Genomic DNA, 25,745 nt, shown 5'->3' with positions numbered 1-25,745 from the left:
GCCCCATCAGGCCTGCGGCACCGGTAGCAGGCCGTCTTCGACTGCTCGCTTGTAGAGGTCGACCTTGGTGTGGGCGGGTCTTCCTGCTGCGGTGTACTTCACACGGATGCGCCTGACGTAGTCGTCCACGGTGCCGGCCGCTATGCCGAGCTCGCTGGCGACGACCTGCGACTTCACCCCGTCGGCGAACAGCTGAAGCACGTTCACCTCCTGCGCACTCAAGCCAGCGCTCCGGATATGAGGATCCGAGTGAATGGCCGCCGCCAACTCGGGCGACAGCAGGTGGGCCCCTCGCCGCACCCCGTCCACGGTCTCGATGAGAACCTCGATCGGCGACGACTTGCGCACGAGAGCGACCACGTCGCTGGTCGCCGCGAGTCTGATGAGCTGCGGATGCTCGCCCGACGTGTAGGCGATCACTTTCGCGCCGCGTTCCGCGAGCCGCTCGGCATTGACGACCGGGGACGAGCCGTCAGCGAGCCGCAGATCGAGGATGACGATGTCGAGATCGCCCGTGATGGCGAGCAACTCGACGACCGTCGAGGCCGATGCCACCACGTCTACCTCACGCAGACCGCGGAATGCCTCCCGCAGCCCCAGGGCGACGGATTCGTGATCGTCCACGATCCCGATCCGCACGACCTCCGCATGCGCCATCTCGCCCCCTCAGACTCGACAAGTGTAGAGGGCTGTGCTGGTGAGCGGTGCCCCCCGTTCGCGTGCCGGTGAACCTGGGGGCTACCTCGTCGGCACGCCGTTCCCTAGCGTCGAGACGTCCGCGGTGCGTCGGGCGCAAGGGGGGAAACATGAAGAGAGCTGTTGTCGGTGTCGTGCTGGTTGCGGGGTGTCTCGGGCTCGCAGGATGCTCGGGCGCATCCGGATCGCCCGTCGGAGTCTGGGTGGCACCCGACGGCACGTCGGCGACCATCGACGAGAACGGCGCCTGCACGAACATGTACTGGACTCAGGGCCAGTCTCTCGACATCGGCGGGGGGATGACCTGCTCCTTTAGCGGCGACACCCTGGTCGTGAATCAGCCGCCGAACACCGCCACCTACAGCTATTCCATCGACGGAGACACCATGACACTCAATGGTTCGCTCGTCTTCACACGCCAGTAGACCATCAGAGGAATCGAACTCATGACCACTGAACCCAAGTCCACCGCGCCTGGTGCCGCGCTCGTCGCCGTCGGCGTCATCCTCCTCCTCATCGGCATCATCTGGATGGCGATCATCGGCTTCTACCCGAGCCAGTTGCCGATCATCCTCGTGCTGCTCGTTGCGGGCGGAGTGCTCTCGTGGGCGGGACAGCGGATGTATCAGTCGGCCAAACGGGCGAACGCCGAACATCGCATCGCCCAGCGCGACGACGAGGCGATCTGACGTGGCCGGCATCGACGACAAGATGCGTGAGCTCGAGTTCACGGCCCGCAGCACGCGGCCGGTGTCCGAGCTGCGCCGCCTGGTGAACGACGCCGCCGAAGTCGCGCAGGGCGAGAAGGTGATTCTGACCGATACCGCCAACGGAGGCATCAAGGGCGTGGTGCGCAACTTCGTGCGGGTGCAGCACGCCGTCTTCACGGTGGCCCTCACCACCGACGACTCGGGCGCAACGACCGTCACGTTCCGCATTCCCGACTACATGCGCACGAGGGACACGGTGATGTTCATCCCGATCTCGCCCTGGAGCGCCCCGGCCTACCGCACCTTGCGCGAGTTCAGCGGATACGTGCGAGGACGACTCTGAGGTGTCGACGCCACGACTCTCGCTGGCGCTGACCGTCGCGCTCACGGCGCTGGCCATCGGGCTCTCGGGGTGTCAGGCTCAGAATGCCTCGGTCGAGTCCGCGACGGCTGCAGCAACGCCGTCACCGGTCGAAAGCAGCGCCCGGCCGACTCCGACCGCGTCGCCCACGCCCACCCCTGTGGCCTTCGCCACGCGCCGCGAAGGCGATCTGGATGTCGGCGAGCCACCACCGAAGGCGGGGCCGAGAGCCCTGGTCGTCGATGAGCAGCTGTACACACTCGATCAGGTGCAGCCTGCGTCGCTGATCCCCGAAGAGGGCGTGGACGAGGAGCGCCTCGACACGAGGTGGGCCGTGCAGCAGGATCCGGACGCTCCCGTCGGAGCCGTCTCCGTGGCGCTCATCAGAACTGCGCCCTCCGGCTTGAACACCGTTCCCGATCAGATCCGTCTGCAATCCTTCGACGGTCGGGGCGTGGCGACGCCTCCGGTGCAGCTCGATCCCTCGATCACCGGGGTCGTCGAGCAGATCGGGTGGACACAAGCCGGGCTCGGGGGCGATGCCACCCTCATCGGCGACATCCTGGTGTTCGCGACCCGGGTCGGCTACGACACCTCGGTGCTCGTCGGCATCGATGTGCACTCGGGCACCGTTCTGTGGCGGCATGACTCGCCGAAGGATCTCCGCTCCGACGCTTTGATCGTGCTTGGCCCGGGTCTGCTCATCGCGAGCTGGGACGGCGCGGTCTCCGCGGTCGCGCCGGCGACCGGCGCCCTCATCTGGACCAACCCGCAGCTCAACTCGATCGCGGCGACCTCCTCGCCGTCGTACCTGCGGGGATCATTGTCGACCCCGACCGGAGGCCTGACCCGCAGCATCGTCGATCCGGCCACGGGCACCATCATCGACGACGGATTCGACGAGGCGGTGTTCGACCCGGTCACCGGAGAGGCCGTGCTGTCCTTCCTCGGCAGCCGAGGCTTCATTCCCGAGGGCAAACCGGCGATGCGCGTCTACTCGAGTGCCGGGGCCGTCGAGTACGAACTCCCGGCCTCGGCGAAGGACTCTCTCGGCTCGCTCCGCCTGCTCGGAGCATTCGACGGCAGAACCTGGATCAGCACCTCGGCGGGCATCGACATCGTCTCGTCGACGACCGGAGACCGTGACCCCTCTGCACCGTCGCACGACCAGTCGACCGGCGCGGGCTTCGACGTGCCCGTGTTCGGCACCGAAGGATGGACCGTGATGCACGAGTTCGGGTTCTCCAGCGGGTACGGCGTGATCGACGGCGACGGCACCCCGTACACCCTCATCCGACACCCCCAAGGCCAGCTCACGTTCGCCCAGCTGGGGAAGATCGCGTGAACAACGACTGCGGCCGCTGCCTGCGCCGCGGGGAACGGCCACGTTCTCTGCGACCGACGGAAGGACCAGAATGACGCGTCATCGAGCGCTTTCCACCGCGGCGGCTCTCATGTTCGGAGCGCTGACCGCGGCTGCGCTGCTCTCCGGATGCTCCACCACATCCTCTGAGTCGTCGGAAGACATCGTGGCAGAGCCGAGCGGCCCGCAGGACTGCGACAGCTTCCTCGCACTCGGTGAGACTGAACGCCAGCAGGCCTTCGGCGATCGGACTCTGCCGGTGTACGGCGCCAACGGAGTTCAGCAGGTGCCCGTCTCGGGAATCTACGAAGAACAGTGCCCTGCTCACGTCGGTGAAGCCTATGTGCTGTCCAACATCGATTCGGACGCGTCATCGCCGAGCTGCGCGGTGTTCCTCGGCCTGACCCCCGACCAGCAATCGACCTGGGTGAGCCAACTCCTCGGGGAGGAGTACTGGGGTCTTGCCGCCTCGGAGACGACGCCGGAGAGTCTCTCGGCGGGCTGCACGCAATTCGGTGTGGACAACATGGTGCGGCTGTCGAACTACCTGGTCGACATGACGTCTGATCGCATGTCCTGGAGCGTCCAGACACGGCTCGGGTACTCCTGGAACGCCGTGCTCGCGGTCGGGGTGCCGCTCACCGGCGATGCCGTCGTGCCGTTGGACAAGAGCTACTTCGACGGGACCACCACCGTCGAGGTCGCTCCCTACATGCCCGGTTCTGCCTGCGGATTCGACCCCGCCACGGATGCTGTCATCCCACTTGCGCTGTTGATGCGCAGCATGACGGAGGGGAGTGACTCCCCGATGTCGGCGGCATGGTCATTATCGGTCGAGAGGGGCGCCGAGCCGATCGTCACCGCCTATCTCGAAGCCGACTACACCAGTGGGCCCACGTGCTCCGAAGCGGCCGACTCGTCGTCGACCGCGAAGACCTCTGTCAGATACGAGCAGCCCGGTGACGGGGAGGTCTTCTCGCCGTCGTCGTATTCGGTGATCCTGAAGAACTGGATCTCACCGCGATATCCCGACGGCGCCACGAGCGACCTGTCATCGTTCGTGCTCTCCAGCGTCGACAGCTCACCGAGTTCCGACGATCCCGTCGTCACCAGCACCGTGGCCTCGATGACACTTGCCGGAGCCACCGTGGGAGGGTGATCGGCACCGGCCCCAGGTCATGACGATGTGGGCGCGTGGCGCTCCAGGAACTCGAAGACCTCCGTGGTGTCCACGCCTGTGAATCCTGAGGTCGGCATCGCCGCGTGCAGCGAGGAGTTGAGGCGGGCCGACGGGTGGGCCTGGCCCTGCCAGCGGGTGGCGAGGCTCGCCGGCGGGCGGCGGCAGCACGACTCGTCGGGGCAGCCCGAGTGGAAGCGGGTGGGGGTGTCTCGGCCGCGGAACCATTTCGCGTTCGCGAAGTTGGTGCCCACCGAGACCGAGAACTGGCCGCGGCCCGAGGTCTGGATGCGCGAGGTGCACCAATAGGTGCCCACCGGCTTGTCGGTGTACTGGTGGTAGGGGCTGAAGCGGTCTTCGACGTCGAAGACCCGGCGGGCGCTCCAGAAGCGGCAGACGGTCTGGCCCTCGATCGCGCCGAGCGCATCGGTCGGGAAGGCCACGTTGTCGTTCTCGTACGCCTTCGAGATGATGCCGCTCGAGTCGACCTTCAAGAAGTGCACCGGGATGCCCAGGTGCTCCGTCGCCAGGTTCGTGAAGCGGTGGGCCGCCGTCTCGTAGTTCACGCCGAACGCATCGCGGAGGTCCTCCACCGAGAGCTCGCGCGCATCCTTCGCCTGCGTCAGGATGTCGACCGCACCCCTCTGAGGCACCAGCAGCGCCGCCGCCAGGTAGTTCGTCTCCACCCGCTGGCGCAGGAACTCGGCGTAGTCGGCCGGCTCGGAGTGGCCGAGCACGTGGCCGGCCAGAGCCTGCAGCACCACCGAGCGCGGGTCGGCATCCGGTGACTGCCCCAGCGGCACGTAGATGCGGCCGTTGCGCAGGTCGGTGACCGACCGCGTCGAACCCGGCAAGTCGCCCACGTAGTGCAGCGAGAAGCCCAGGTGCGATGCCAGATCGGATGCGACGCGCTGCGACAACGGGCCACCCGTGTGTCCCACCGCCGCGTGCAACTCCGCCGCCGTCTGCTCGAGGTCGGCGAAGTAGTTGTTGCGCTGGCGCATCGTGCGGCGCAGCTCGGTGTTCGCCCGCCGCGCCTCCTCGGGGGTCGCAGCGCGCTCGCCGTGCACCCGCTCCAGCTCGCGGTGCAAGCCGAGGATCGTCTCGATCGCCTCGTCGCTCAGTGTCTTGCGCACCGGCAGGGGAGGGAGGCCGAGCGAGGCGAACAACGGTCCGCGCTGCGCTCGCTCCAGGGCGATCTCGAGTGCGGCCCGGTGCGTCGGCGGCTCCGAGGAGAGCAACTGGTCGATCGAGACATCCAGCACCCGCGCGAAGCGCTGCAGCTCACCGAGCTTCAGTTCGCGCTTGCCGTTCTCGATCACCGAGACCTGCGAGGGCGCGCGGCCGATGGCGGTACCGAGGTCGTCGAGCGTCAGGCCGCGCTCCGAACGGAGCTGCCGGATGCGGCGGCCGATGGTGAGGGAATCGAGCATGTAGTCATCATCGACGTGTGCAGGACGCTGTGGGGGCATATCGACAGCCTCTCACCGTCGGTTCTTCAGAAAAACAGAAGAATACTGAAACTTTCAGCCATGTTCGCTTCGAATGCGGATCTCATCCACTGAATTGCCGAATACGGGCGGCAATTCGGGCGGGGTAAGTGCCGGCGCAGAGGGCGGGCGCCGGGTCACCACACCCAGCAGCGCGAGCACGAGGGTCAGCTGGGCCACCCCGGTCGCGAAATAGAGAATCTGCAGCCACGAGGATCCTCCGATGATTCCCGTCTCGACGAAGATCCAGATGATCAGGCCGAAGCCCGCCACGGCCGACCAGAGCAGAGACGACTTCCACCGCCAGAGCAGAAGAAGCGCCGAGACGGTCTGGCTGCCGCCGATGACGAACAGCAAGATGACGCCCGGCCAGAAGAAGGAGTCGAAGGGGCTGCCCTCGAGCATCGAGGGAGGCAACGGCAGCAAGCCCGCGAGAATCGCGATCCCTCCGGCGAGGGCCGAAAGGGCGTTGAAGACAGTGATCACCACGAGGGCTCCGTGACTCAGCCGCGGTGCGATCGGGCGAGGCGTGTCCACGGTGGCGCATCCCGATCTGTTCGTCATGAACTGAGTCTGCGCGTGGAGTGGCGCGTCGGCGGTGACGAAGGTCACACGCTCCGGCGAAGGACTAAGGGCCCGCCGGCGCGAACGGGGTGCTGGCAGCGTTCCGTCTGACGGCGAATCGCGCTGGCCCGTCCTGATCATCCCCACTACCGCGCCGAGTGTAAGGAAACCGCCCATGAGAGCCGCCGTCGTCACCTCGTTCACCGCACCGCTCGAGATCGAACAGCGGGAGGTGCCGACCCCCGGCCACGGGCAGGTGCTGGTGCGCTTGGAGGCGTGTGGGCTGTGCCACACCGACATCCACGCCGCACACGGCGACTGGCCGGTGAAGCCCACTGTTCCGTTCGTGCCCGGCCATGAGGGCGTCGGCATCGTCGAGCAGCTCGGCGACGGCGTCACCGACCGCACCCTCGGCGAACGCGTCGCGATCCCGTGGCTCGGCTACGCCTGCGGCGAGTGCCGCTTCTGCATCGACGGCCGCGAGACGCTCTGCGAGCAGCAGCAGAACAGCGGCTACTCCGTCGACGGCGCCTTCGCCGAATACGCCGTCGCGAGTGCCCGGTTCGTGGTGCCCGTTCCGGAGGGCATCACCTCGCTGGATGCGGCGCCCCTGACGTGCGCGGGAGTGACGACCTACAAGGCGCTCAAGGTCGCCCGCATCGTGCCGAGCGAACGCGTCGCCGTGTTCGGCATCGGTGGTCTCGGACACCTCGCCGTGCAGTACGCGCGCATCCTGGGTGGCACGGTGGTGGCCGTCGACGTCGAGAACCCGAAACTCGAACTCGCCCGCGAGCTGGGAGCCGACCATCTCGTCAATGCGGCCGAGGTCGATCCGGTCGCCGCGATCAAGGCCATCGGTGGAGCGGATGTCGCGGTCGTGCTCGCAGCCTCCCCGCGGGTGTTCGAGCAGGCGTTCGCGTCGCTGAACCGGGGTGGGCGGCTGATCTGCGTCGCTCTGCCCGCGGAGCAGCAGATGAGCATCTCCATCTTCGAAACCGTCCTCAAGGGGATCTCGATCATCGGCTCCATCGTCGGCACCCGCCAGGACCTCGCCGAGGTCTTCGCGCTCCACGCTGCAGGACGCACCAAGATCATCGCGGAAGGCCGAAAGCTCGAGCAGGTCAACGACGCCATCGCCGAGGTGCTCTCCGGCAAGGTGCTCGCCCGCCTCGTCTTCGAGTACTGACGCCTCGGCGTGAGCAGGTGCCGGGTGCTGTTCGGAAAGGTCACCCCGCGACCCACCGATCGAGCCACGAGTGCACGCGGCCCCAGTGTGGGGCGTCGGGAGCGATCGCATCCAGGTGCGCGAGCTGAGGCGGTTCGATGAGTTCCGCCCGCGCGCCCGCCGCCCGGGCAGCCTCGAGGTAGTCGCGGGAGTGGGCGATGGGAACGCGAGCGTCGTCGCTCCCATGAACGATCACGACCTCGCCTCGGGGCGGCACCTGGGCCAGCGGCGAAGCCGACGCATACCTCTCAGGAATCGCGTCGGGATGGGCGCCGAAGAATTCGGCGACGGCTCCGTCTCCGATGCCCTCGTGATACCCGCGCACGATGTCGGTGACGGGCGCCAAGGCGACGACCGCATCAGCCGCCTCCGCGCAGAGCAAGGCCAACTGGCCGCCGACGGAATGGCCGACGATCGCCAGCCGCGAATGCGGGCTCTCTGATCTCACCGCAGCCAACGCCGAGAGGAGATCGTCGTGGGTCGCGGCCCATCCGGCTCGACCTCGTCGGTACTCCACGTTCGCCACCGACCACCCGCGCGCGGTGAACTCGGGGATGAGAGGGTGCATGAGCTCCGACGTGAAAGGCGCCCGCCAGTACCCGCCGTGAATCAACACCACCGTGCCCCGCGCCTGCCCGCTCGGATGGGTGAGCTCGACGCGCTGATCGTCGTCGGACCCGTAGCGGAGGGTGCGGTCGGGCCCTGCCTGGTCTCCCGCCGTCGCCGTCACGCCCCTTCGACGCTGCCCGGCGCCAGGAAGTCGACGCCGTTCAGCGCGGACAGCCGCACCACCTCGTCGGGGTCGGTGACGTTGTGGAGGAGGCTGAACAGGTTGGCCAGCTTGCCGCCGGGGCTGACCCAGAACAGTGACTTCGCATCCGATTCCTGCTTGTTGTAGTAGGCGTGGGGCAGGTTGCGCGGCATCTGCACCAGGTCACCCGGGCCGGCGGTCGTCCACTGCCCATCGAGGTAGAGCGTGTAGATGCCCTCGAAGACGTAGATGAACTCATCTTGGGTGGGATGCACGTGCGGTGGAACGCCCGTGCCGGCGGGGTCGAACGAGAGCCACGAGTAGGTGTTGGCGCTCTCCACCTTGGTCGTGTAGGTGTGACCCAGGACATTCCAGACGCGGCCTCCGAAGGCCTCGTCGGCCCGAACGATACCGGCCGGCAGGTCGCCCAGAATGATCTCTTCGGTGCTCATCGTCGTTCTCCTCGCTGAAACGGATGCGGTGGTGCCAGTGTGGCCGACGCATCCTGCGGTGCGCCACTATTCCTCGGGCGCCACGGGGTTCTCCCACCGGATGCCCTGAGCCGGGTGCGGGTCAGGAAGCATCCGCTTCTTCGAGAAAGCAGAAGAACGCCCGTAATTCTGGCGACGAAACCGGGAAAGACCGGTTGGAGAGGCCTCAGAGTCGAACCCAAGCAGCTTTTCCAGCTGACATGGCACACCGCATTGGAGCGAGACATGACCACCCGACCAGGAGACCAGACCCAGACCGCCGCCGACCTCGAGCGGAGCTGGAAGACCGACGCCCGCTGGAACGGCATTCAGCGCGACTACAGCGCCGAAGACGTCGTGGCGCTCCGCGGACGGGTGGCCGAGGACAACACCCTGGCCGCCCGCGGTGCCGAGAACCTGTGGAACCTCATCCACCGCGAAGACGAGTGGGTCGCCGCCCTCGGCGCCCTCACCGGCAACCAGGCCGTGCAGCAGGTTCGCGCCGGACTCAAGGCCATCTACCTCTCCGGGTGGCAGGTGGCCGCCGACGCCAACCTCAGCGGCCAGACGTACCCCGACCAAAGCCTCTACCCGGCCAACTCGGTGCCGGCCGTCGTGCGCCGTATCAACAACGCGCTGCTGCGTGCCGACCAGATCGAGTTCGCCGAGGGGCTGCCCGAGCGCGAGTGGGTTGTTCCGATCGTGGCGGATGCCGAGGCCGGCTTCGGCGGACCGCTCAACGCGTATGAGCTCATGAAGTCGATGATCCAGGCGGGAGCCGCCGGCGTGCACTGGGAAGACCAGCTCGCCAGCGAGAAGAAGTGCGGGCACATGGGCGGCAAGGTGCTCATCCCCACCAGCCAGCACATCCGCACCCTCAACGCGGCCCGGCTCGCGGCGGATGTGGCCGGCGTGCCGACCATCATCATCGCGCGCACCGACTCGCTCGCGGCCAACCTCATCACGAGCGACGTCGATTCGCGCGACGTTCCGTTCCTCGATGGCTCCCGCACCCCGGAGGGGTTCTACGGAACCACCCCGGGCATCGACACCGTCATCTCACGAGGGCTGGCGTACGCGCCCTATGCCGACCTGATCTGGGTCGAGTCATCCGAGCCCGACATCGAGCTGGCTCGCGAGTTCGCGAAGGCGATCCACGCCGAGTTCCCCGGCAAGCTGCTGGCCTACAACTGCTCGCCGTCGTTCAACTGGAAGTCGAAGCTGACGGATGCGCAGATCGCCACGTTCCAGAGCGACCTGTCGGAGATGGGCTACAAGTTCCAGTTCATCACCCTCGCGGGCTTCCACGCCCTGAACCACTCCATGTACACCCTCGCCCGCGGGTACGGCGAGCGTCACATGAGCGCCTACGTCGAGCTGCAGGAGGCCGAATTCGCCTCCGAGGCCGACGGCTACACCGCCACGAAACACCAGCGTGAGGTGGGCACCGGCTACTTCGACCGGATCGCCACGGCCCTGAACCCCGAGAGCGCCACCCTTGCGCTCGTGGGGTCGACCGAGTCCGAACAATTCCATTGATCCCTCGCCGTAAACGACGGAGATTCGCGGAGATTGGACTTTCTGGGTCCGTCGTTACCCCGAATCATCCGGAATCTCCGTCGTTTCGGCACCAGCGAAAGGCTGATTGACATGACCTCCCACACCAAGATCACCGTTCACGCCGAACTGCAGGAGCGGTTCGACGAGATCCTCACCCCCGAGGCGCTCTCCTTCCTCGCCCGGTTGCACGACCAGTTCGCCGGGCGACGCCAGGAACGCCTCAACGACCGGATGGTTCAGCGCAAAGCCATTGAGAACGGCCGCGACCTGCGCTTCCTGCCCGAGACCGCATCCGTTCGCGCCGACACCACCTGGCGCGTGGCCGGTGCCGGGCCGGGGCTCGAAGACCGCCGCGTCGAGATCACCGGGCCCACCGATCGCAAGATGACGATCAACGCGCTGAACTCCGGCGCCAAGGCGTGGCTCGCCGACCTCGAGGACGCCACGAGCCCCACCTGGTCGAACGTCATCGGCGGCCAGATCTCGCTTCGCGATGCGATCCGCGGCGAGATCGACTTCACGAGCGAGGAGGGCAAGGAGTACCGGGTCACCGCGGCCGAGACGCCCACCATCGTGATGCGGCCGCGTGGCTGGCACCTCGTGGAGAAGCACATCGGGTACAGCGACCGGGCCGGGTACACCCGGGCCGCATCCGCTTCGCTGGTCGACTTCGGGCTCTACTTCTTCCACAACGCCAAGGCGCTCATCGAGGGCGGCCGAGGGCCGTACTTCTACCTGCCGAAGCTCGAGAACCACCTCGAGGCGCGGCTGTGGGACGACATCTTCACCTTCTCGGAGAATGCGCTGCAGATCCCGCACGGCACCATCCGGGCGACGATCCTGATCGAGACGATCTCGGCGGCGTTCGAGATGGACGAGATCCTCTACGAGCTGCGCGACCACGCGGCCGGGCTCAACGCGGGGCGGTGGGACTACATCTTCAGCCTCATCAAGAACTACCGTGACCGGGGCCGCAGCTACGTGCTGCCCGACCGTTCCGAGATCACCATGACGGTGCCGTTCATGCGTGCCTACACCGAGCTGCTCGTGCAGACCTGCCACAAGCGGGGAGCGCATGCCATCGGAGGCATGAGTGCGTTCATCCCGAACCGGCGCGACCCGCTCGTGACGTCGGAGGCGTTGGAGAAGGTGGCGGCCGACAAGCGGCGCGAGGCCGGCGACGGGTTCGATGGAACGTGGGTGGCGCATCCGGGGCTCATCTCAGCTGCCCGCGCCGAGTTCGACGCCGTGCTCGGCGACCGGCCCAACCAGGTCGACCGGCAGCGGCCCGAGGTGCACGTGACCGCGTCGCAGCTCATCGACCTCTCGGGCATCACCCACACGGTGACGGATGCGGGGGTGCGGTCGAACGTGTCGGTGGCGCTCCGGTACATCGAGAGCTGGCTGCGCGGGGTCGGGGCTGCGGCCATCGACAACCTGATGGAGGATGCGGCCACCGCCGAGATCTCGCGGTCGCAGCTGTGGCAGTGGATCCATCAGAGCATCGTGACCGCCGAGGGCACGCCGATCACCCGCTCGTACGTCGAGAGCGTGCTGCACGACGTGATGCGGTCGATGGACCGCTCGCTGGCCGATCGGTTCGACGACGCGGAGAACATCGTGCGGATGGTGGCGTTGGAGGACGACTTCCCGACGTTCCTGACGATCCCGGCGTACGCGCACTACCTGGTCGACACCGCTCCTGCGCGGGAGGCGGTTGCGGCGTAGGTCTCGGGGCGGGGGCTGCACTGCGAGGCGGTGCAGCCCCCGCGCATCGTGTGCGGAGATGGTTCTCAGCTCACTGCGGCCCGTGCGCTACATCAGGTCGCGAATGTTAAGAACCGCACGAAGATTCAGAGCTCTCCGCAAGTGAGAGCGTTCCAGGCCATCTACGACGACAGCCGCGCCGACCCAGGTAGCGCCGCTCCTCTCCACGATTTCCTGCGTGGCCTGGGCTTGAGCCCCTGTCGCAATCCAGTCATCGACGAAGAGAGCTCGGTCGCCAGATTTGAGCAATGACTTGCGCGCTCCAAGTCGCAGTTGAGAGTCGCGATAGTCGGGGGCTGTTGTTGCTTCCCACCAGGCATCGCTGTCGGCTGCTCGATTCGCGCCTTTCCGTACCTCTGTCATGCCGATTCCGAGACACACCGCCACGAGCGTGCCGAGGAGCGTGCCCCTTGACTGGGTCGCGACGACGACGGTCGGATTCTCGTCCCAGAACAGGCTTGCCAACGCGGGCCCAAGCTCGGCGAGAATTTCAGGATCGCGCCACCAGCCTGTCGGATCGGCTCGGTAGTCAGGGTCGGTTCGATCACCGATCCACCTGAACGTGGCTTGCAGCTGCTGGTGGAGCGTCCCCATGGTGACCCATCTTCTCAGCCTTTGGACCCGCGGCGGCCGACAAACGAGCGGGCCGATCGGCCAGCGCCTGGTGCCCGTCGAGGGATGTCTCGTCAGCTCGGATGGGAACACTCGCATGAAGGTCGCCGGTACGGCCGCAGTACTCGGTCTGATGATGCTTCTCTTCCTTGTCGCGGCCTCCTCGGGCCACCAGCGCTGTATGTGATCGGTTCCGGACTTTTTCTCGCGGGGATGCTCGGCATCGAGCTCAAAGTGCCGCGAGAACGGAAGGAAGAGTAAGTCGCAGCGCGCAGCAACGTGCTTCGAGTCCGTGTCGATAGGATTCGGTCGTGGCTGGGCGGAACGAACCGATTTCGGCGCGCGTCTGCGCCATCCTCAGCATCGCCATCGCGGTGTTCTCCATCTACCTCGTGGCGTCGACGGCCAAGGCTGGAGGCACGTGGACGTTCTCCGTGCTCGCCTGCTTCGTGCCGCTGCTCTTCGCCGCGCAGGGGTTCAGGATGAGCCGCCAGCCCGATGCCGTCTGGCCCACGTTCAGCCTCATCGGATCGATCGTCGGCGCGGTGCTCGGGCTCGTCTCATTCAGCGCCTTCGTGTGGCTGCTCGTGCATTCGTCGAGCATCTGACGCCATCGGCTGCACCTGATCACGACGCGTACCAATGCCTCGTCGCCCGCTGGGGGTGGAAGCGTAGGCTCCTCGGCGGGGGTGGGAGATGAGTGATGGCAGGAGCTTGATCCAGCAGCGGATCGCGCTCGGGAGGCGCCGCACGATCGGTCTCGTCATAGTCGTGGCGTCGGCGGTGCTGCTTGGGGTGGAGGTGGCGCTCATCGTCATCGATTCGAGCGACAGCGCCTTCCGCTGGTTCACGGCGGTGATGATGCTGGTGTGGCTCGCCGTCGGTATCTCTCAGGTGGTGGTGGCGGAGCGCCGACGCAGGCGCTTCGAGGCAGAGCGCGGGCGTGATGCCGGGAAGCAGGAGCCGGTGCGGTGATGCCGGCGGGCGTCAGGTGGGGCGCGGTTCGGGTGGATCTCGGTGCCGTCGCACGTGCGTTCTGGGCGGGGTTCAGCATCGCGTCGTCGCGCGCGAAGGACGCTCGGTGACTCTGCGACGACTATCTTGAGTGGCTTAGGTATCCAAAGGCGCGGAAGGGGATGGGCTTCGATGCAGACACGGGTACCGCTGTTGCGCCGACGGGTGGTCGCGCTCGTGGCGGTTGCGAGTGCTGCAGCCCTGACGTGCGGTTGCGTCGAATCGTGGGATCTCGATCCGGCGAACTCGGTCGTCTACGAAGGCCCATACGCAGCGGTCGTCGACAGATGTGCCGCTGTCACGTATTCGTTTGATGACCTCAGCGAAACCATCGGAGTCAACGTGGTGGCGGACGACGTCGTGGTCTCTGCGCCAGAGCGGCAGCACGACCTCGAGCTGGTCACTGTGACGGGAACGTCCACCCTGCGGAACTCCGGCGCGCCAGACCTCGCTCGAGACTGGACGTGTGTCATCGATGTGGCAACGGTCGGGAAGAGCTACATCACCGTGGAGTACGGCGCTCTGCGAGAGGTCGAGAACTAGGCTTCGGGAGTGGCTCCCACTGACGGCTCGGGGCGACGGTGGTAATCGTCGGCTGTCGAAGTTAGCCTGAACACAACTCGCCGGAAGGAATGTGCTCATGGGGATCGTCATCGCAGCCGTGGCCGCAGGATCGGTGGGGCTTGCTGCCGCCTTCGTCGGAGTGATTGCACTCCTTCGTCAGAAGAACCGGGTGGGTCGACGTGCCGACCACGTCTCTGCCGCAGACCCCGCTCTGGCCGAGGAGCTTCGCCAGGTGCAAGCACAGATCGCCGCCGGCAGCATGGGGTACCGCCTCTAGTCCGGGGCATCCACCGAGCGGATGCCCGTCGTCACGATGCTTGCATTGCAGGTCTCATGACGTGGGGCGAGCGGCTCCACGAAGGGATCATTCATTCATGCCCCCGAAACTGACCTCGAAGCACATGTTCTGGATCGGCCTGGCTCTCAGTGTCATCGGCGTCTCGGCGCGACTGTTCGGCTTGCAGATCGCCAACAGCCTCATCGGCCCCGAACTGCTGGCGGGTACCGCATTCACGATCGCTGAGATTCTTGCCGAGGTGCTCCTCACCCTCGGTCTGGTGCTCGTCGCCGTCTCGCCGCTGGCGAGGCTCGTGGAGCACCCACCGAAGCGTCCCGACGACACAACGCTGCTCATCCGGGACACTCTCGACCGACGTGCCACGAGGAAGAGCTGACGATGATGTCGTCGTGGCTACAGCTCATCGGGCTGCACAGAGGGCGACGCGCCTGGTTCCAGTGGAGCGACGTCGTGAGATACGGTCGCAGCATGGAGTCGCAGGAACGCCGCTACAGGATGAAGTGGGCGATCATCACGGTCGGGAGTGCGCTGATCACCGTGGTCGGTCTGTATGCGTCCTTGATCTTCAGCTGGTCTGGAGCTGGGTTGTCCGGAGACTGAGCGTCACACGCGGCTACCCGTCGACGATGTCAGGAGCTCTGGCTTCCGCCCGCGAAGGTCAGCCACTCCTCGTCGAGTTCGTAGCCGACGGCTCGGTTGGCCGCGATGCTCGCCGGATTGTCCATCGACCCGCCCGTGCGGAAGGTTCTGCGCCCCTCCTCGGCCAGCGCGAGCACACACGCGGCCTTGACCGCGGTGCCGAGGCCTCGGCCCCGCCATTCTCGGCGCACGACGGTGAAGTCGGTCTCTGTGACATCCGGGCCGCTGTCGGCGAACGTCATCGCCACGAGCCGGCCGTCCAGAGTGAAGGCGCCCCAGCCGCGATGGTCGGCCGTGGGTGTCGCTCGGTCGGCGGTGAGCGCCTCATGCGCTGTGGCGACGTCGCCCGGATAGTCGTCGGCGGTCTCGCGATCCAGGGTCAGCGCTTCGTCGGCGTCGGTGGCGGTGAGCTCCCGAATGTCGACGAGCGTCCGCACGCGATCCACAAGGGGTCGCAACCGATCGCGCCGCCGGTCGTCGACGATCAGGCCGGCGCCCCACGATCGAGCGATGACGAGCCACCCCTGCGCCTCCAGCTCGGCGCGGTCAGGCGAGTCGCTCCTGACCACTCTGCGTTCCTGCATCCGGAAATTAGATCATGATGCCTCGGACACCGAGGACACCGAGGACACCGTCCGCGCCTCTGAGCCGGCACCGCCATTCGGTAGCGGAGAGCTAGGTCGTGATCGCGAGACCGGTGATCTGCCCGGCGGCGTTCAGCGTGAATCGGTAGTGCAGGATGACCGGGCTTCCGGGGAAGTCGCCCGCGATCTCGATCGCCGCAGTGGAGATCTCGGCCCTGTGGTCGGCCGCGAGCCGGGTCGACGTCGTGGTGAACTCCGAAGCCGGCCCGGTCAGCCAGGCCCGGATCTCCTCGAGCCCGCTGGAGGTGTGGCCGTTGTCGAGAACCACGGCATCCGGAGCGAACACCTCGATGACCAGGCTCTTGTCCGGTTGCTCCATCAGGTCGAAGTACCGCTGCGCGGCGGGGGAGAGGTCGGTCTGGTTCATCGAGGTTCCTTCCGGTCGGTTCCCTCGACTCTCAGCCTTCCCGTCAGGGGAAGGTCAAGCGGCCACGACCGGCCATCCGATCTCCGTCACGGTCGACGAGATGTAGGTCTCCCGGATGGCATCCTCGGCACTGACCTCGTGCTCCGCGACGTGGCGCCCGAGAGCGGCGTAGACCTCGGCGACGGTGTCGTCGGTTCCCTCGTGCCGGGCCACGACGAGCTCGACTGCGGGAAGCCACTCGGTCCGAAGGCGCCCTGAGAGTTCGACCTCGAGCGATCGGATCGGCACGAAGAGTGCCGCGAGACCGCGCTCGTCGAGAAACAATTCGGTGCCCCACAGTCCGCCGCGGTGCCCTTGAGGCTCCAGGCCGGCTTCGACGGCCCGATCGAGATCGCCCATCGCCGCGGCGTACCAGGCGCCGAGATCGGCGAGCTCGATCGTCTCGCGGATGATCGCCACCGGAGTGGGTGGAAGACTGCGGCGCTCGAGGGGGATCGTGTCGCCGGAAGGCCGGAGGAGGCTCTGCAGCGCCGCGATCGCCGACCGGGTCGCGTCGAGCTGCTGCTCCAGGCGCGCGAGATGGCGCTCCAGGAGCCGGTCCCGGATGAGCGGCGAGGGCGCCGCCAGTACCTGCCGGATCAGGTCCAGGGGCATGTCGAGAGCTCGGTAGGTGCGGATGGCCTCGGCCTCCGCGATCTGGCCCGCGGCATACATCCGGTAGCCGTTGCCCGCATCGACCTGTGCCGGCGAGAGCACCCCCGCCTGATGGTAGAAGCGGAGGGCCTTGGCGCTCAATCGCGTGGCCCGGGAGAAATCGCCGATGGTCATCAGAGAGCTCACCCCTCCATCATCGGCCCTCTTCGCGTCGGAGGTGGCGGGCCAGCGATAATGATCACCATGGACCCGGTCGGAACCATCATCTGGATCGTGCTCTTCATCGCCGTCACCGTGGCGGTCACCGGCCTGGCCGGGCGGGCCGGCGTCTCGGCGCCGATCGTGCTGGTCGTGGTGGGGGCCGTCGCCTCGTTCATTCCCGGTGTGCCGACCATCACGGTCGAACCGGATCTGATTCTCTACGGGCTGCTGCCGCCTCTGCTCTACGCGGCGGCCATCCGCACGTCGTTCGCGGATGTGCGGGCGAGGCGCGACGGCATCCTGCTGCTCTCGGTGGGGCTCGTCGCGTTCACCGTGGTGACCGTCGGGCTGACCGCGTGGTTGATCGTTCCGGCGATCTCGCTGGCCGCCGCGTTCGCATTCGGGGCCGTCGTGGCGCCGACGGATGCGGTTGCCGTGACCGCGATCGCGGGCCGGCTGAAGCTGCCCCGGCGGCTCGTGACCGTGCTCGAGGGCGAAAGCCTCCTCAACGACGCCACCGCCCTCGTCGCGTTGAACGCCGCCATCGCGGCCATCGTGAGCGCCTCGAATCCGTCGGTCGAGCCGCTGAACGCCTGGGGGGTCGTTCTGGAGTTCGCGGTCGCCGTCGTGGTGGGGGTCGGGATCGGGTTCGTCGTGGGGTTCGTGCTGGGATTCATCCGCAAGCACCTGCGCGCGCCCGTGCTCGACACGAGCCTCTCGTTGATCACGCCGTACCTCGCGTTCATCCCCGCGCAGCTGCTGCACGGGTCGGGGGTGCTGGCCGTGGTCGTGGCCGGGCTCTTCCTCGGGTTCCGGGCGCCGGTCATCCAGACCGCCGAGGCGCGCATCGCCGAGTCGCTCAACTGGCGCACGATCCAGTTCCTGCTCGAGAACGCCGTGTTCCTGTTCATCGGGCTGAGTCTGTTCGGCATCTTCCAGGAAGCCGTGATGGACGGGCCGGGCGTGTGGCAGACCGTGGTGATCTCGGTGGTGCTGCTCCTCGCGATCTTCCTCTCGCGGTTCGTGTGGATGATGTTCACCACCTCCGTGTACCGCTTCGGGCCGCAGTGGCTGCGGGCGCGGGGATGGAGCTGGCGCAACGGGATCGCGGTGTCGTTCGCGGGCATCCGGGGCGTGGTGACGCTCGCCGCCGTGTTCCTGCTGCCGGAGTCGACGCCGGGGCGCGCGTTCCTGCAGTTCCTGGCCTTCGTCGTGGTGGTGGGCACACTGCTCGGCGGGGCTCTGCTGCCCTTCGTGATCCGGCGGCTCAAACTGCCGCCGCCCGACTTCTCGCAGGAGATGACCGAGGTGCACATGCTGATGGCCGAGGCGCAGAGCGTGGGGCTCGCGCGACTCGACGAACAGGTGACGGATGCCGACGAGCAGCGCGTCGTCGACCGCCTTCGGCTCAACGCGACCTTCCTGTCCGACGCGCTGGAGAACCCCGCGCCCGACGGCGTCGAGCCGCCGGCCAAGGCCTACAACCGGCTGCGGCGCGTGATGATCGAGGCGGAGCGCGAGGCGGTTCTCAAGGCGCGCGCCGAGGGCCGCTACCAGGAACGCGCGGTGAAGTCGGTGCTCGCCAAGATCGACGTGGAGGAGACCGAGCTCAACATCGGCAGGCCGCGCCGCGGTGAGTGAGCGCGCCTTCCGCGTAGCCAGGTCGCAGGATTTGTCGCCGAACCGCCGAAAGCGCGACGAATTCTGCGACCTCGCAACCCGAGTTCGGCGGGGCTGGGGCTCTAGAGGCCTCGCGCCGTGATGAAGCCGGTGACGAACTGGGCGGTGTCGTGCCAGCCCTCGACGGCCTGGGTGCGCACGCCCATCGCCTTGACGGGGTAGTCGTTGCCGCCCTCGTCGAGGCGGTCGCCCACGAAGAACATCTCGGCGAGCGGGATGCCCGTGATCTCGGCGAGCTTGTTCATGCCGTAGGCCTTGTCGATGCCCTTGCGGGTGATGTCGACCGAGGTCGAGCCGCCGGAGCGCACCTCGAGCTCGGGCAGCACGGCCTGCACGGCGGCGCGGAGGGTCTCCTTCTTGGTGCCCGACGGGTCCCACGCGGCCTTGTTCGGCACGGGTGCCGCCTGGCCGAGGGCCGAGAACGTAATCTGCGAGCCGCGGTCTTCGAGGATGGGCCCCCAGGTCTCGGTCTCCCAGAAGCCGAGCTCCTTGGCGGCGGACTCGACGGCGGTCAGGGCTTCCTGCTTCTGGGCGTCGGTGAGGTTCTCGGCGTACACCTGGTTCCAGCCGGAGCCCTCGTGGCGGTAGTACTGGGTGCCGCAGGTGGGCATGAGGTGCAGGCGCGTGAGCAGAGCATCCGCCCCCTCGGGGAGGTTCGCCACGAGCTGCGATTCGAACTGCCCGAACTGCCCGCCGGAGATGACGCACACCTCCACCGTCTCGAGCAGGCGCACGATCAGACCGGCCATCGCGGGGTCGAGCGGGGCCTTGGATGCGGCAAGCGTGTCGTCGAGGTCGAAGGCGACTAGGCGGACGTTCGTCGTCACAGGGGTACTCCTTGAATCGGGGGAAGATCAGCAATGATTCTGACAGACCGAGGATGGATATTCGCACGGCGCCGGGGATCGCGGTAAAGTGATATCACTTTTTCACTGTCGAGCGAGAGGCGATCATGACCACCGAGATGAGTCCCACCACGGTCGAACCCGTGCCGGTCGGGCACGACGGCGTCCGCGTCGACATCACCGAGCGCGCCGCGGGGTTGCTTCCCGGCGGAGTCGGGCTGGCGGTCGCCGCCGCGCTCTTCACGGTCGGAGCATTCGCTCTCCTCGTGCTGCCGGAAGCCGCCAAGGCGCTCTCCCTGCCGTTCTTCGCGGCGTTCATCCTGGCGCTCACCTCGCTCGTGATCGTGCAGCCCGGCCAGACCAAGGTCGTGCAGTTCTTCGGCCGCTACGTCGGCACCGTGCGCCGCACGGGCATGTCCATGGTCATGCCACTCTCGACGCGACGGAACGTGAGCGTTCGGGTGCGCAACTTCGAGACGAACCGGCTGAAGGTCAACGACGCCGACGGGAGCCCGGTGGAGATCGCGGCGATCGTGGTGTGGCAGGTGGCCGACACATCGAAGGCGACCTACGCGGTCGACAACTACGTCGACTTCGTGTCGGTGCAGGCGGAATCGGCCCTCCGTCACATCGCCACGACGCATCCTTACGACGACTCCGGATCGGGAGACACCTCGCTGCGCGGATCGACCGATCAGGTCGCCGATGAGCTGGCTCACGAGGTGGCCGAGCGGATCTCGCTCGCCGGGGTGGAGATCGTCGAGGTGCGCATCAGCCACCTCGCCTATGCGGCCGAGGTCGCCCAGGCGATGCTGCGCCGGCAGCAGGCCAACGCCGTGGTCGCGGCGCGCACGCGCATCGTCGAGGGCGCGGTGGGGATGGTCGACCTCGCGCTCACGAAGCTCAGCGAGGACGACATCGTCGAACTCGACGACGAGCGCAAGGCCGCCATGGTGAGCAACCTCATGGTCGTGCTCTGCAGTGATCAGCCCGCGTCGCCCATCGTGAACACCGGGACTCTCTACTCGTCGTGAGTGCGGAGCGTAAGCAACTCCTGCTGCGCATCGATCCCGCCCTGCACGACGCTCTCGCTCGCTGGGCCGCGGATGACCTCCGGAGCGTGAACGCGCAGATCGAGATGGTTCTGCGCCAGGCGCTGGCCAAAGCGGGCAGAGCACCGGCGGGGCTCAAGCCCCCGAACCCCCGCGGGCGACCGCGGAAGAACTCCGAGCAGTGACCCGCCGGGCGTGCCCTCGTCGACGACATCGCGCGTGCACCTGACGGCGGCCGGGCCGCTCAGGAGAAGGCGATGGGCACGTCGCCCCAGGCCTCGCGCACGGCCGCATCCGGGTCATCGGCGACCTGCTCGCCGTGGTCGATCAGAAGGGTCGAGCGGGTGACGGCGTCATAGAGGGGCCAGGCCACGGCACCCTCGGCGTCGGGCCGGCCGTCGCGCGCGAAGCCGAGCCAGCGACGCTGAAGCACGGCGGAGATCCGGTGCGCTTCGGCCAGGCCGCCGAGGTTGAAGGTGAAGTCCTTCTTGGAGATCTTCAGGTTGCCGAACACGTAGGCGAGTTCGGCGCCGTGGGTGGCGCCGATGCCGAGCAGGCGAAGGATCGGCGTGGCGTGGTCGAAGCGGTACATGCGCGTGGGCGCCACGCGGCTGTGCGCGGCGGCGAGCCAGATGGAGGGCATCCGGAATCCGGCATCGCGCGAGACCTCGGCCGGCGTGCGGTGGTGGGGGAAGTGCGGGTAGGCGCCCTCGATCCGGGTCGTGGACGCGGCCTCCGCCAGCTCAGGCCGCTCGGCCACGATCTGCGCGAACATGGCGTGCACCGAGTCCTGGGTGATGGGCATGAGCGGTGACTTCATGAGGCGGAAGAGCGACGCCTCGTCGCGGTTCGTGCCGATGATGAGGGGCACGGGCAGCTGGCGTCCGGCGGCGTAGGCGTCGATCGGATGCTCGGGCACCATGTCGCCGTCGACCACCGGCGCGATGGCCAGGGTGCCGGGCTCCTCCGCCGAGGTGGCGGCCATGAGGTCGAACGCCACCTGGGCGAGGCGCTGCGCGTCGATCGTGCGCAGCTCGGCGGGGGTGGCCACGCCGGCGAGTTCGAGGAACCGGGCCGCGATGCGCCGGGCGCGCTCGGGCCCGTAGACGGATGTCACCGGCGAGCTCTCGGCTATGGCGCGGTGGAAGAGCCCGGCTGCGGCGGGCGAGGTGAGCAGCGTCGTGACGCAGCCGCCGCCGGCCGACTCGCCGAACAGGGTGACGGTGCCGGGGTCGCCGCCGAACGCGGCGATGTTCTGCTGCACCCAGGTGAGGGCCGCGAGGATGTCGCGCAGGCCGAGGTTGGCGTCGAAGCGCTCGTCGTCGGCGGCCAGACCTGAGAAGTCGAGGAAGCCGAGGGCTCCGAGGCGGTAGTTGAGCGAGACGAAGACCACGTCGCCGTTCTGCACGAGGTGGGTGCCGTCGTACAGGGGCTGGGCGGCGGTGCCGGCCACGTAGGCGCCGCCGTGGATCCAGACCATCACGGGTTTGAGGGGGGACGCCGCATCCGGGGTCTCGGCGGCAGCGGCAGCGGGAGCGAGCACGTTCAGGGTGAGGCAGTCCTCGGAGAGCGTCACGTCGTCGGGCAGGGTCACCGCCTTGTTCTCGTGCTGCGGGGCGGCATGGCCGTAGTCGGTGGCGTCGCGCACATCCGTCCACGGCTCGGGCGGCTGCGGACGAACGAAGCGCAGCGGGCCGACGGGCGGAGCGGCGTAGGGGATGCCCCGCCAGCTGCGGAGGCCCTCGCGATCGACACCGCGAACGGCCCCGGTGGTGGTCTCGACGACGAGCGGATCGTGGTGCGCGGCGGGCATGCGGCCACTGTAGCGATTGAATGGGTGCGTGAACCAGGAATCGATCGACCTCCTCCGCGCCGACCTCGACGCCGCGCGCTTTCGCGTCGACGTGCTCGACTCCCTCTGGGGGGCGGATGCGGCGGCGGCGCTGTTCCGCGGGCGCACGCTGCCGGCGCGGCGGTCGCTCGATCGGGCGCGGGCCGACGGGGCCGCTCCGACGGCGGTGGAGGTGCTGGCGCGGCTCTTCGTGCTGGGCGACCGCGTGTCGGCCGGCGACCTCGCCCTGGCCCTGCCGCGGCTCGGTGCCGTGGGGGCGGTCTCGCTCGGCCTCGTGCGGGAGGCGGTCGACACCGCATCCGCGGCGGCCCGAGGCGCCGAGGACGGTGGTGTCGGCGGCACGGGAGCACGCGATGACGAGGGCGCCGGCGGGAAGCGCGGCGGCGATGCATCCGGGGTCTTCACGGCCGCGCTCGATCTGCGGCCCTACAGCTTCATCGACTCGGCCGGGGCCGGCAGCTGGTGGATCGTGTCCGACCTGGGCGAGGGGGCGCTCGGGCGGGCGCTCGACGAGGACCACGTTCTCGGGGTCGGCGGGGCATCCCTGACGCTGAGCGGGCTGATGATCCCGACGCCCGTCGACTCGGTGCTCGATCTCGGCACCGGGTGCGGCATCCAGGCCCTTCACGCCAGCCGGCACGCTCGTCGCGTGGTGGCCACCGACATCTCGCACAGGGCCCTCGAGCTCGCGGCGTTCAACGCGCGGCTCAATGGAGTGACATCGATCGAGTTCCGGCACGGCAGTCTGTTCGAACCGGTGGCGGGGGAGCGGTTCGACCGCATCGTGTCGAATCCTCCGTTCGTGATCACGCCCCGGGTGGAGGGCGTTCCGCAGTACGAGTACCGCGATGGCGGTCTCGTGGGCGACGCCCTGGTGGAGCAGGTGGTGCGCGGGCTCGGTGAGCACCTAGTGCCCGGCGGCATCGCGCAGCTGCTCGGCAACTGGGAGTACCGCGCGCGTACCGATGGCTCGGTGGCCGACGGCCTCGACCGCGTGCGCGGGTGGGTGCAGGGCGCAGCGGTGCCGGTCGACGCGTGGGTGATCGAGCGGGAGCGGCAGGATGCGCCCACCTACGCCGAGACCTGGATCCGCGACGGCGGCACCCGGCCCGGAACCGCGGCCTTCGACGCCCTCTACGCGGCCTGGCTCGACGACTTCGAGGCGCGCGGTGTGCGCGAGGTGGGGTTCGGCTACCTGTTCGTGAGGCGGCCCGCCGCCGGAGCGACACCCACGCTCGCCCGGTACGAGCGGGTCGAGGCGGGCCTCGGCAGCAACCCCGTCGGGCTCGGCGGCCACCTGGCGCGGTGTCTCGACGGGCACGACTGGCAGGTGGCGCGCACCGACGACGAGCTGCTCCGCGGCACTCTCGTGCACGCCGGCGACATCACCGAGGAGCGCCACTACTGGCCGGGCGCCGACGACCCCGTGGTGATGACCCTCCGCCAGGGCGGCGGCTTCGCCCGATCGGTGTCGCTCGGCACGGCGCTCGCCGCCTTCGTGGGCGCATGCGACGGCGAGCTCTCGGGCGCCGCGATCTGCGCGGCCATCGCCCAGGTGCTGGAGGTCGACGAAGGGGCCCTCCGCGTCGAGTTGCTCCCGAGCATCCGTTCCCTCCTCGACGACGCGATCCTCCTCCCCGCCTGAGGTCCCCACCCCGCGGCGGGCACCGAACGGGCTCGCGCGACGACGGAGTCTCAGGGCGATTGCGCCGAACGGAGGAGCCCCGATCCGGTTTCGGGCTGGACTTCCTCCGTTTCGCGGAGAGGCGGTAGCCGCACGGGGGCCGGGTGAGCCTGGTCGTGGGTGGGCGGCACGGCATACAGTGGCGGCATGGAGAGCGGGCGGATCGTCGAGACGGAGGTGTGCATCGTCGGGGGCGGGCCCGCCGGGATCATGCTCGGCTATCTGCTCGCGCGTGCCGGGATCGATGTGGTGGTGCTGGAGAAGCACGCCGACTTCTTCCGCGACTTCCGCGGCGACACCATCCATCCCTCCACGCTGGCGCTGCTCGGACAGCTGGGCCTCCGCGAGGAGTTCCTGCGGCTGCCGCACAGCGAGGTGCGCACGCTCGACGCGGTGCTGAACGGCACCCGCATCCACGCCATCGACTTCTCGGTGCTGCCGGCGCCCGACGATTTCCTCGCCTTCATGCCCCAGTGGGACTTCCTGAACTTCCTCGCCGGCGAGGCCGCCCAGTTCCCCTCGTTCAGCCTGCTCATGAACACCGCCGCCACCGGAGTGCGCCGCGCGGGCGCCGCCGTGACCGGCGTCACCGCCACCGATGCCGACGGCGGCTTCGAGGTGCGCGCCCGCCTGACCGTTGCGGCGGATGGCCGGGGCTCGACCGTGCGCGCCGCCACCGGCCTCGAGCCGCGGGAGTTCGGTATCGGCATCGACGTGCTGTGGTTCGCGCTTCCGAAGCCCGAGCGTGTGCCGGCATCCACCCTCGCCTACGTCGACCGCGACTCCTTCGTGCTCACCATCGATCGGCGAGACCACTACCAGGTGGGCCAGGTCATCGCCAAAGGGCATTTCGAGGAGATCCAGGCGAACGGGATCGAGGCGTTCCGGTCGCGCATCGCCTCGACGGCGAAGCCGTTCGCCGGAGTCGTGGGCACTCTCAGCTCCTTCGACGACGTGAAGCTGCTCTCGGTGCAGGTTGCCCGGCTCAACACCTGGTACCGACCCGGCCTGCTCTGCATCGGCGATGCCGCCCACGCCATGTCTCCGGCGTTCGGCGTGGGCGTGAACTACGCGATCCAGGATGCGGTCGCCGCGGCCAACCGGCTCGCCGCGGCACTGCTCACCGGCACGCTCACCGAGGCAGATCTCGCCGCCGTGCAGCGCCGCCGGCTCCCGCCGGTTCGCGCCATGCAGGCGTTGCAGCTGCGGCTGCACGAGGTGATCGGCCGCCCCGACCGCGAGCCCGTGCTCGCGAATCCGCCCACGCGGCGGCAGCGCGCGGCGCTCCGGATGATCGTGCCGGTCGTGCGGGCGCTGGCCCCGCGTCTGCTCGGGAGGGGCTTTCGCCCGGAGACGATCGACGACGTCGTGCTGGGGCCGCACCCCCGCTAGCCCGTCGACGGGATCCGAATTGCGCCCTGAGCGATTGCTCAGTCATTCCACATGAGGTCTCGAAAGACTGGTGGTCAGCGAGGGCGCATCCGCGCCCGAAGAATCGGAGCGAT

At 68.1% G+C, this 25,745-nt stretch carries 29 protein-coding genes; 18 read left to right on the top strand and 11 right to left on the bottom strand.

Annotated features, from left to right (window positions below):
• Window positions 1-6 precede the first annotated feature (6 nt).
• Window positions 7-624 (bottom strand): response regulator transcription factor, encoded by a 618-nt coding sequence (locus EPO52_RS12495; RefSeq protein WP_290806961.1) that lies wholly within the window; start codon window positions 622-624, stop codon window positions 7-9.
• Between the two features lie 182 nt (window positions 625-806).
• Between EPO52_RS12495 and EPO52_RS12490 the strand changes: the two genes are divergently transcribed.
• The 5 genes from EPO52_RS12490 to EPO52_RS12470 all read left to right on the top strand — a co-directional run bounded on the left by EPO52_RS12490 (window position 807) and on the right by EPO52_RS12470 (window position 4,289).
• A complete protein-coding gene (locus tag EPO52_RS12490; RefSeq protein WP_290806959.1) occupies window positions 807-1,121 on the top strand; it encodes a hypothetical protein in 315 nt (104 codons plus the stop codon).
• 21 nt (window positions 1,122-1,142) lie between these two features.
• Complete coding sequence (locus tag EPO52_RS12485; protein WP_290806957.1) at window positions 1,143-1,385, top strand: hypothetical protein; 243 nt, start codon at window positions 1,143-1,145, stop codon at window positions 1,383-1,385.
• 1 nt (window position 1,386) lies between these two features.
• Window positions 1,387-1,749, top strand: a complete 363-nt coding sequence (locus EPO52_RS12480) for a hypothetical protein (RefSeq protein ID WP_290806955.1) — start codon at window positions 1,387-1,389, stop codon at window positions 1,747-1,749.
• A 1-nt stretch (window position 1,750) separates the two neighbouring features.
• Window positions 1,751-3,112: a PQQ-binding-like beta-propeller repeat protein gene (locus tag EPO52_RS12475; RefSeq protein ID WP_290806953.1), complete on the top strand. Its 1,362-nt coding sequence runs from the start codon at window positions 1,751-1,753 to the stop codon at window positions 3,110-3,112.
• Between the two features lie 70 nt (window positions 3,113-3,182).
• Window positions 3,183-4,289, top strand: a complete 1,107-nt coding sequence (locus EPO52_RS12470) for a hypothetical protein (RefSeq protein WP_290806951.1) — start codon at window positions 3,183-3,185, stop codon at window positions 4,287-4,289.
• A 17-nt stretch (window positions 4,290-4,306) separates the two neighbouring features.
• Here the strand turns inward: EPO52_RS12470 and EPO52_RS12465 are convergent, their stop codons facing one another.
• Complete coding sequence (locus EPO52_RS12465; RefSeq protein WP_290806949.1) at window positions 4,307-5,740, bottom strand: helix-turn-helix domain-containing protein; 1,434 nt, start codon at window positions 5,738-5,740, stop codon at window positions 4,307-4,309.
• Window positions 5,741-5,833: 93 nt separating this feature from the next.
• Window positions 5,834-6,361, bottom strand: coding sequence for a hypothetical protein (locus tag EPO52_RS12460; RefSeq protein ID WP_290806947.1), 528 nt, complete (start codon window positions 6,359-6,361; stop codon window positions 5,834-5,836).
• 175 nt (window positions 6,362-6,536) lie between these two features.
• Between EPO52_RS12460 and adhP the strand changes: the two genes are divergently transcribed.
• Entirely contained in the window at window positions 6,537-7,547 is a 1,011-nt protein-coding gene (gene adhP / locus EPO52_RS12455) for an alcohol dehydrogenase AdhP (RefSeq protein WP_290806945.1), read from the top strand.
• A gap of 40 nt (window positions 7,548-7,587) precedes the next feature.
• On the opposite strand, the gene EPO52_RS12450 is transcribed toward adhP, so the two are convergent.
• Entirely contained in the window at window positions 7,588-8,316 is a 729-nt protein-coding gene (locus EPO52_RS12450; RefSeq protein WP_290806943.1) for a prolyl oligopeptidase family serine peptidase, read from the bottom strand.
• A complete protein-coding gene (locus EPO52_RS12445; protein WP_290806941.1) occupies window positions 8,313-8,789 on the bottom strand; it encodes a cupin domain-containing protein in 477 nt (158 codons plus the stop codon). Before EPO52_RS12445 ends, EPO52_RS12450 begins: the two co-directional genes overlap by 4 nt.
• A gap of 264 nt (window positions 8,790-9,053) precedes the next feature.
• Between EPO52_RS12445 and aceA the strand changes: the two genes are divergently transcribed.
• Complete coding sequence (gene aceA / locus EPO52_RS12440) at window positions 9,054-10,346, top strand: isocitrate lyase (protein ID WP_290806939.1); 1,293 nt, start codon at window positions 9,054-9,056, stop codon at window positions 10,344-10,346.
• A 111-nt stretch (window positions 10,347-10,457) separates the two neighbouring features.
• Window positions 10,458-12,095: a malate synthase A gene (gene aceB, locus EPO52_RS12435; protein WP_290806937.1), complete on the top strand. Its 1,638-nt coding sequence runs from the start codon at window positions 10,458-10,460 to the stop codon at window positions 12,093-12,095.
• A gap of 87 nt (window positions 12,096-12,182) precedes the next feature.
• On the opposite strand, the gene EPO52_RS12430 is transcribed toward aceB, so the two are convergent.
• The gene (locus EPO52_RS12430; RefSeq protein WP_290806935.1) at window positions 12,183-12,728 is read right to left on the bottom strand and encodes a phosphoribosyltransferase family protein; all 546 of its coding nucleotides are present in this window, start codon (window positions 12,726-12,728) and stop codon (window positions 12,183-12,185) included.
• 329 nt (window positions 12,729-13,057) lie between these two features.
• Here EPO52_RS12430 and EPO52_RS12425 point away from each other — a divergent pair, with 329 nt between their 5' ends.
• The 5 genes from EPO52_RS12425 (at window position 13,058) to EPO52_RS12405 (ending at window position 14,998) form a co-directional block, all read left to right on the top strand.
• Window positions 13,058-13,354 (top strand): hypothetical protein, encoded by a 297-nt coding sequence (locus tag EPO52_RS12425; protein ID WP_290806933.1) that lies wholly within the window; start codon window positions 13,058-13,060, stop codon window positions 13,352-13,354.
• 88 nt (window positions 13,355-13,442) lie between these two features.
• Entirely contained in the window at window positions 13,443-13,721 is a 279-nt protein-coding gene (locus EPO52_RS12420) for a hypothetical protein (protein WP_290806930.1), read from the top strand.
• Window positions 13,722-13,892: 171 nt separating this feature from the next.
• Window positions 13,893-14,303, top strand: coding sequence for a hypothetical protein (locus EPO52_RS12415; protein WP_290806928.1), 411 nt, complete (start codon window positions 13,893-13,895; stop codon window positions 14,301-14,303).
• Window positions 14,304-14,400: 97 nt separating this feature from the next.
• Entirely contained in the window at window positions 14,401-14,601 is a 201-nt protein-coding gene (locus EPO52_RS12410; protein ID WP_290806926.1) for a hypothetical protein, read from the top strand.
• Window positions 14,602-14,698: 97 nt separating this feature from the next.
• A complete protein-coding gene (locus EPO52_RS12405) occupies window positions 14,699-14,998 on the top strand; it encodes a hypothetical protein (RefSeq protein ID WP_290806924.1) in 300 nt (99 codons plus the stop codon).
• Window positions 14,999-15,251: 253 nt separating this feature from the next.
• On the opposite strand, the gene EPO52_RS12400 is transcribed toward EPO52_RS12405, so the two are convergent.
• From EPO52_RS12400 to EPO52_RS12390, 3 genes are all read right to left on the bottom strand, one after another.
• Entirely contained in the window at window positions 15,252-15,845 is a 594-nt protein-coding gene (locus EPO52_RS12400; protein ID WP_290806923.1) for a GNAT family N-acetyltransferase, read from the bottom strand.
• Window positions 15,846-15,936: 91 nt separating this feature from the next.
• Complete coding sequence (locus EPO52_RS12395) at window positions 15,937-16,272, bottom strand: nuclear transport factor 2 family protein (RefSeq protein WP_290806921.1); 336 nt, start codon at window positions 16,270-16,272, stop codon at window positions 15,937-15,939.
• A 54-nt stretch (window positions 16,273-16,326) separates the two neighbouring features.
• Complete coding sequence (locus EPO52_RS12390; protein ID WP_290806919.1) at window positions 16,327-17,100, bottom strand: MerR family transcriptional regulator; 774 nt, start codon at window positions 17,098-17,100, stop codon at window positions 16,327-16,329.
• A gap of 69 nt (window positions 17,101-17,169) precedes the next feature.
• Between EPO52_RS12390 and EPO52_RS12385 the strand changes: the two genes are divergently transcribed.
• Window positions 17,170-18,768 (top strand): cation:proton antiporter, encoded by a 1,599-nt coding sequence (locus tag EPO52_RS12385; protein ID WP_290806917.1) that lies wholly within the window; start codon window positions 17,170-17,172, stop codon window positions 18,766-18,768.
• Between the two features lie 101 nt (window positions 18,769-18,869).
• Here the strand turns inward: EPO52_RS12385 and EPO52_RS12380 are convergent, their stop codons facing one another.
• Window positions 18,870-19,634, bottom strand: coding sequence for an HAD-IIB family hydrolase (locus tag EPO52_RS12380; RefSeq protein ID WP_290806915.1), 765 nt, complete (start codon window positions 19,632-19,634; stop codon window positions 18,870-18,872).
• Window positions 19,635-19,759: 125 nt separating this feature from the next.
• On the opposite strand from EPO52_RS12380, the gene EPO52_RS12375 reads away from it, so the two are divergent.
• Complete coding sequence (locus EPO52_RS12375) at window positions 19,760-20,686, top strand: SPFH domain-containing protein (protein WP_290806913.1); 927 nt, start codon at window positions 19,760-19,762, stop codon at window positions 20,684-20,686.
• A complete protein-coding gene (locus EPO52_RS12370) occupies window positions 20,683-20,889 on the top strand; it encodes a hypothetical protein (RefSeq protein ID WP_290806911.1) in 207 nt (68 codons plus the stop codon). The genes EPO52_RS12375 and EPO52_RS12370 overlap by 4 nt, the downstream gene beginning before the upstream one ends.
• Window positions 20,890-20,948: 59 nt before the next feature.
• Here the strand turns inward: EPO52_RS12370 and EPO52_RS12365 are convergent, their stop codons facing one another.
• Window positions 20,949-22,517 carry a carboxylesterase/lipase family protein gene (locus EPO52_RS12365; protein WP_290806909.1) on the bottom strand — a complete coding sequence of 523 codons (1,569 nt, stop codon included), beginning with the start codon at window positions 22,515-22,517 and terminating at the stop codon, window positions 20,949-20,951.
• A gap of 28 nt (window positions 22,518-22,545) precedes the next feature.
• On the opposite strand from EPO52_RS12365, the gene EPO52_RS12360 reads away from it, so the two are divergent.
• Both EPO52_RS12360 and EPO52_RS12355 read left to right on the top strand, forming a co-directional pair.
• Window positions 22,546-24,201: a methyltransferase gene (locus EPO52_RS12360; protein ID WP_290806907.1), complete on the top strand. Its 1,656-nt coding sequence runs from the start codon at window positions 22,546-22,548 to the stop codon at window positions 24,199-24,201.
• Window positions 24,202-24,387: 186 nt separating this feature from the next.
• Window positions 24,388-25,632 carry an FAD-dependent oxidoreductase gene (locus EPO52_RS12355; protein ID WP_290806905.1) on the top strand — a complete coding sequence of 415 codons (1,245 nt, stop codon included), beginning with the start codon at window positions 24,388-24,390 and terminating at the stop codon, window positions 25,630-25,632.
• Window positions 25,633-25,745: the final 113 nt, after the last annotated feature.

It is taken from the genome of Herbiconiux sp., assembly GCF_004297105.1.
In the GTDB taxonomy this organism is placed as follows: domain Bacteria; phylum Actinomycetota; class Actinomycetes; order Actinomycetales; family Microbacteriaceae; genus Herbiconiux.
Note: the sequence above shows the minus strand (reverse complement) of the source record. Positions and strands in the feature narration are given on the sequence as shown.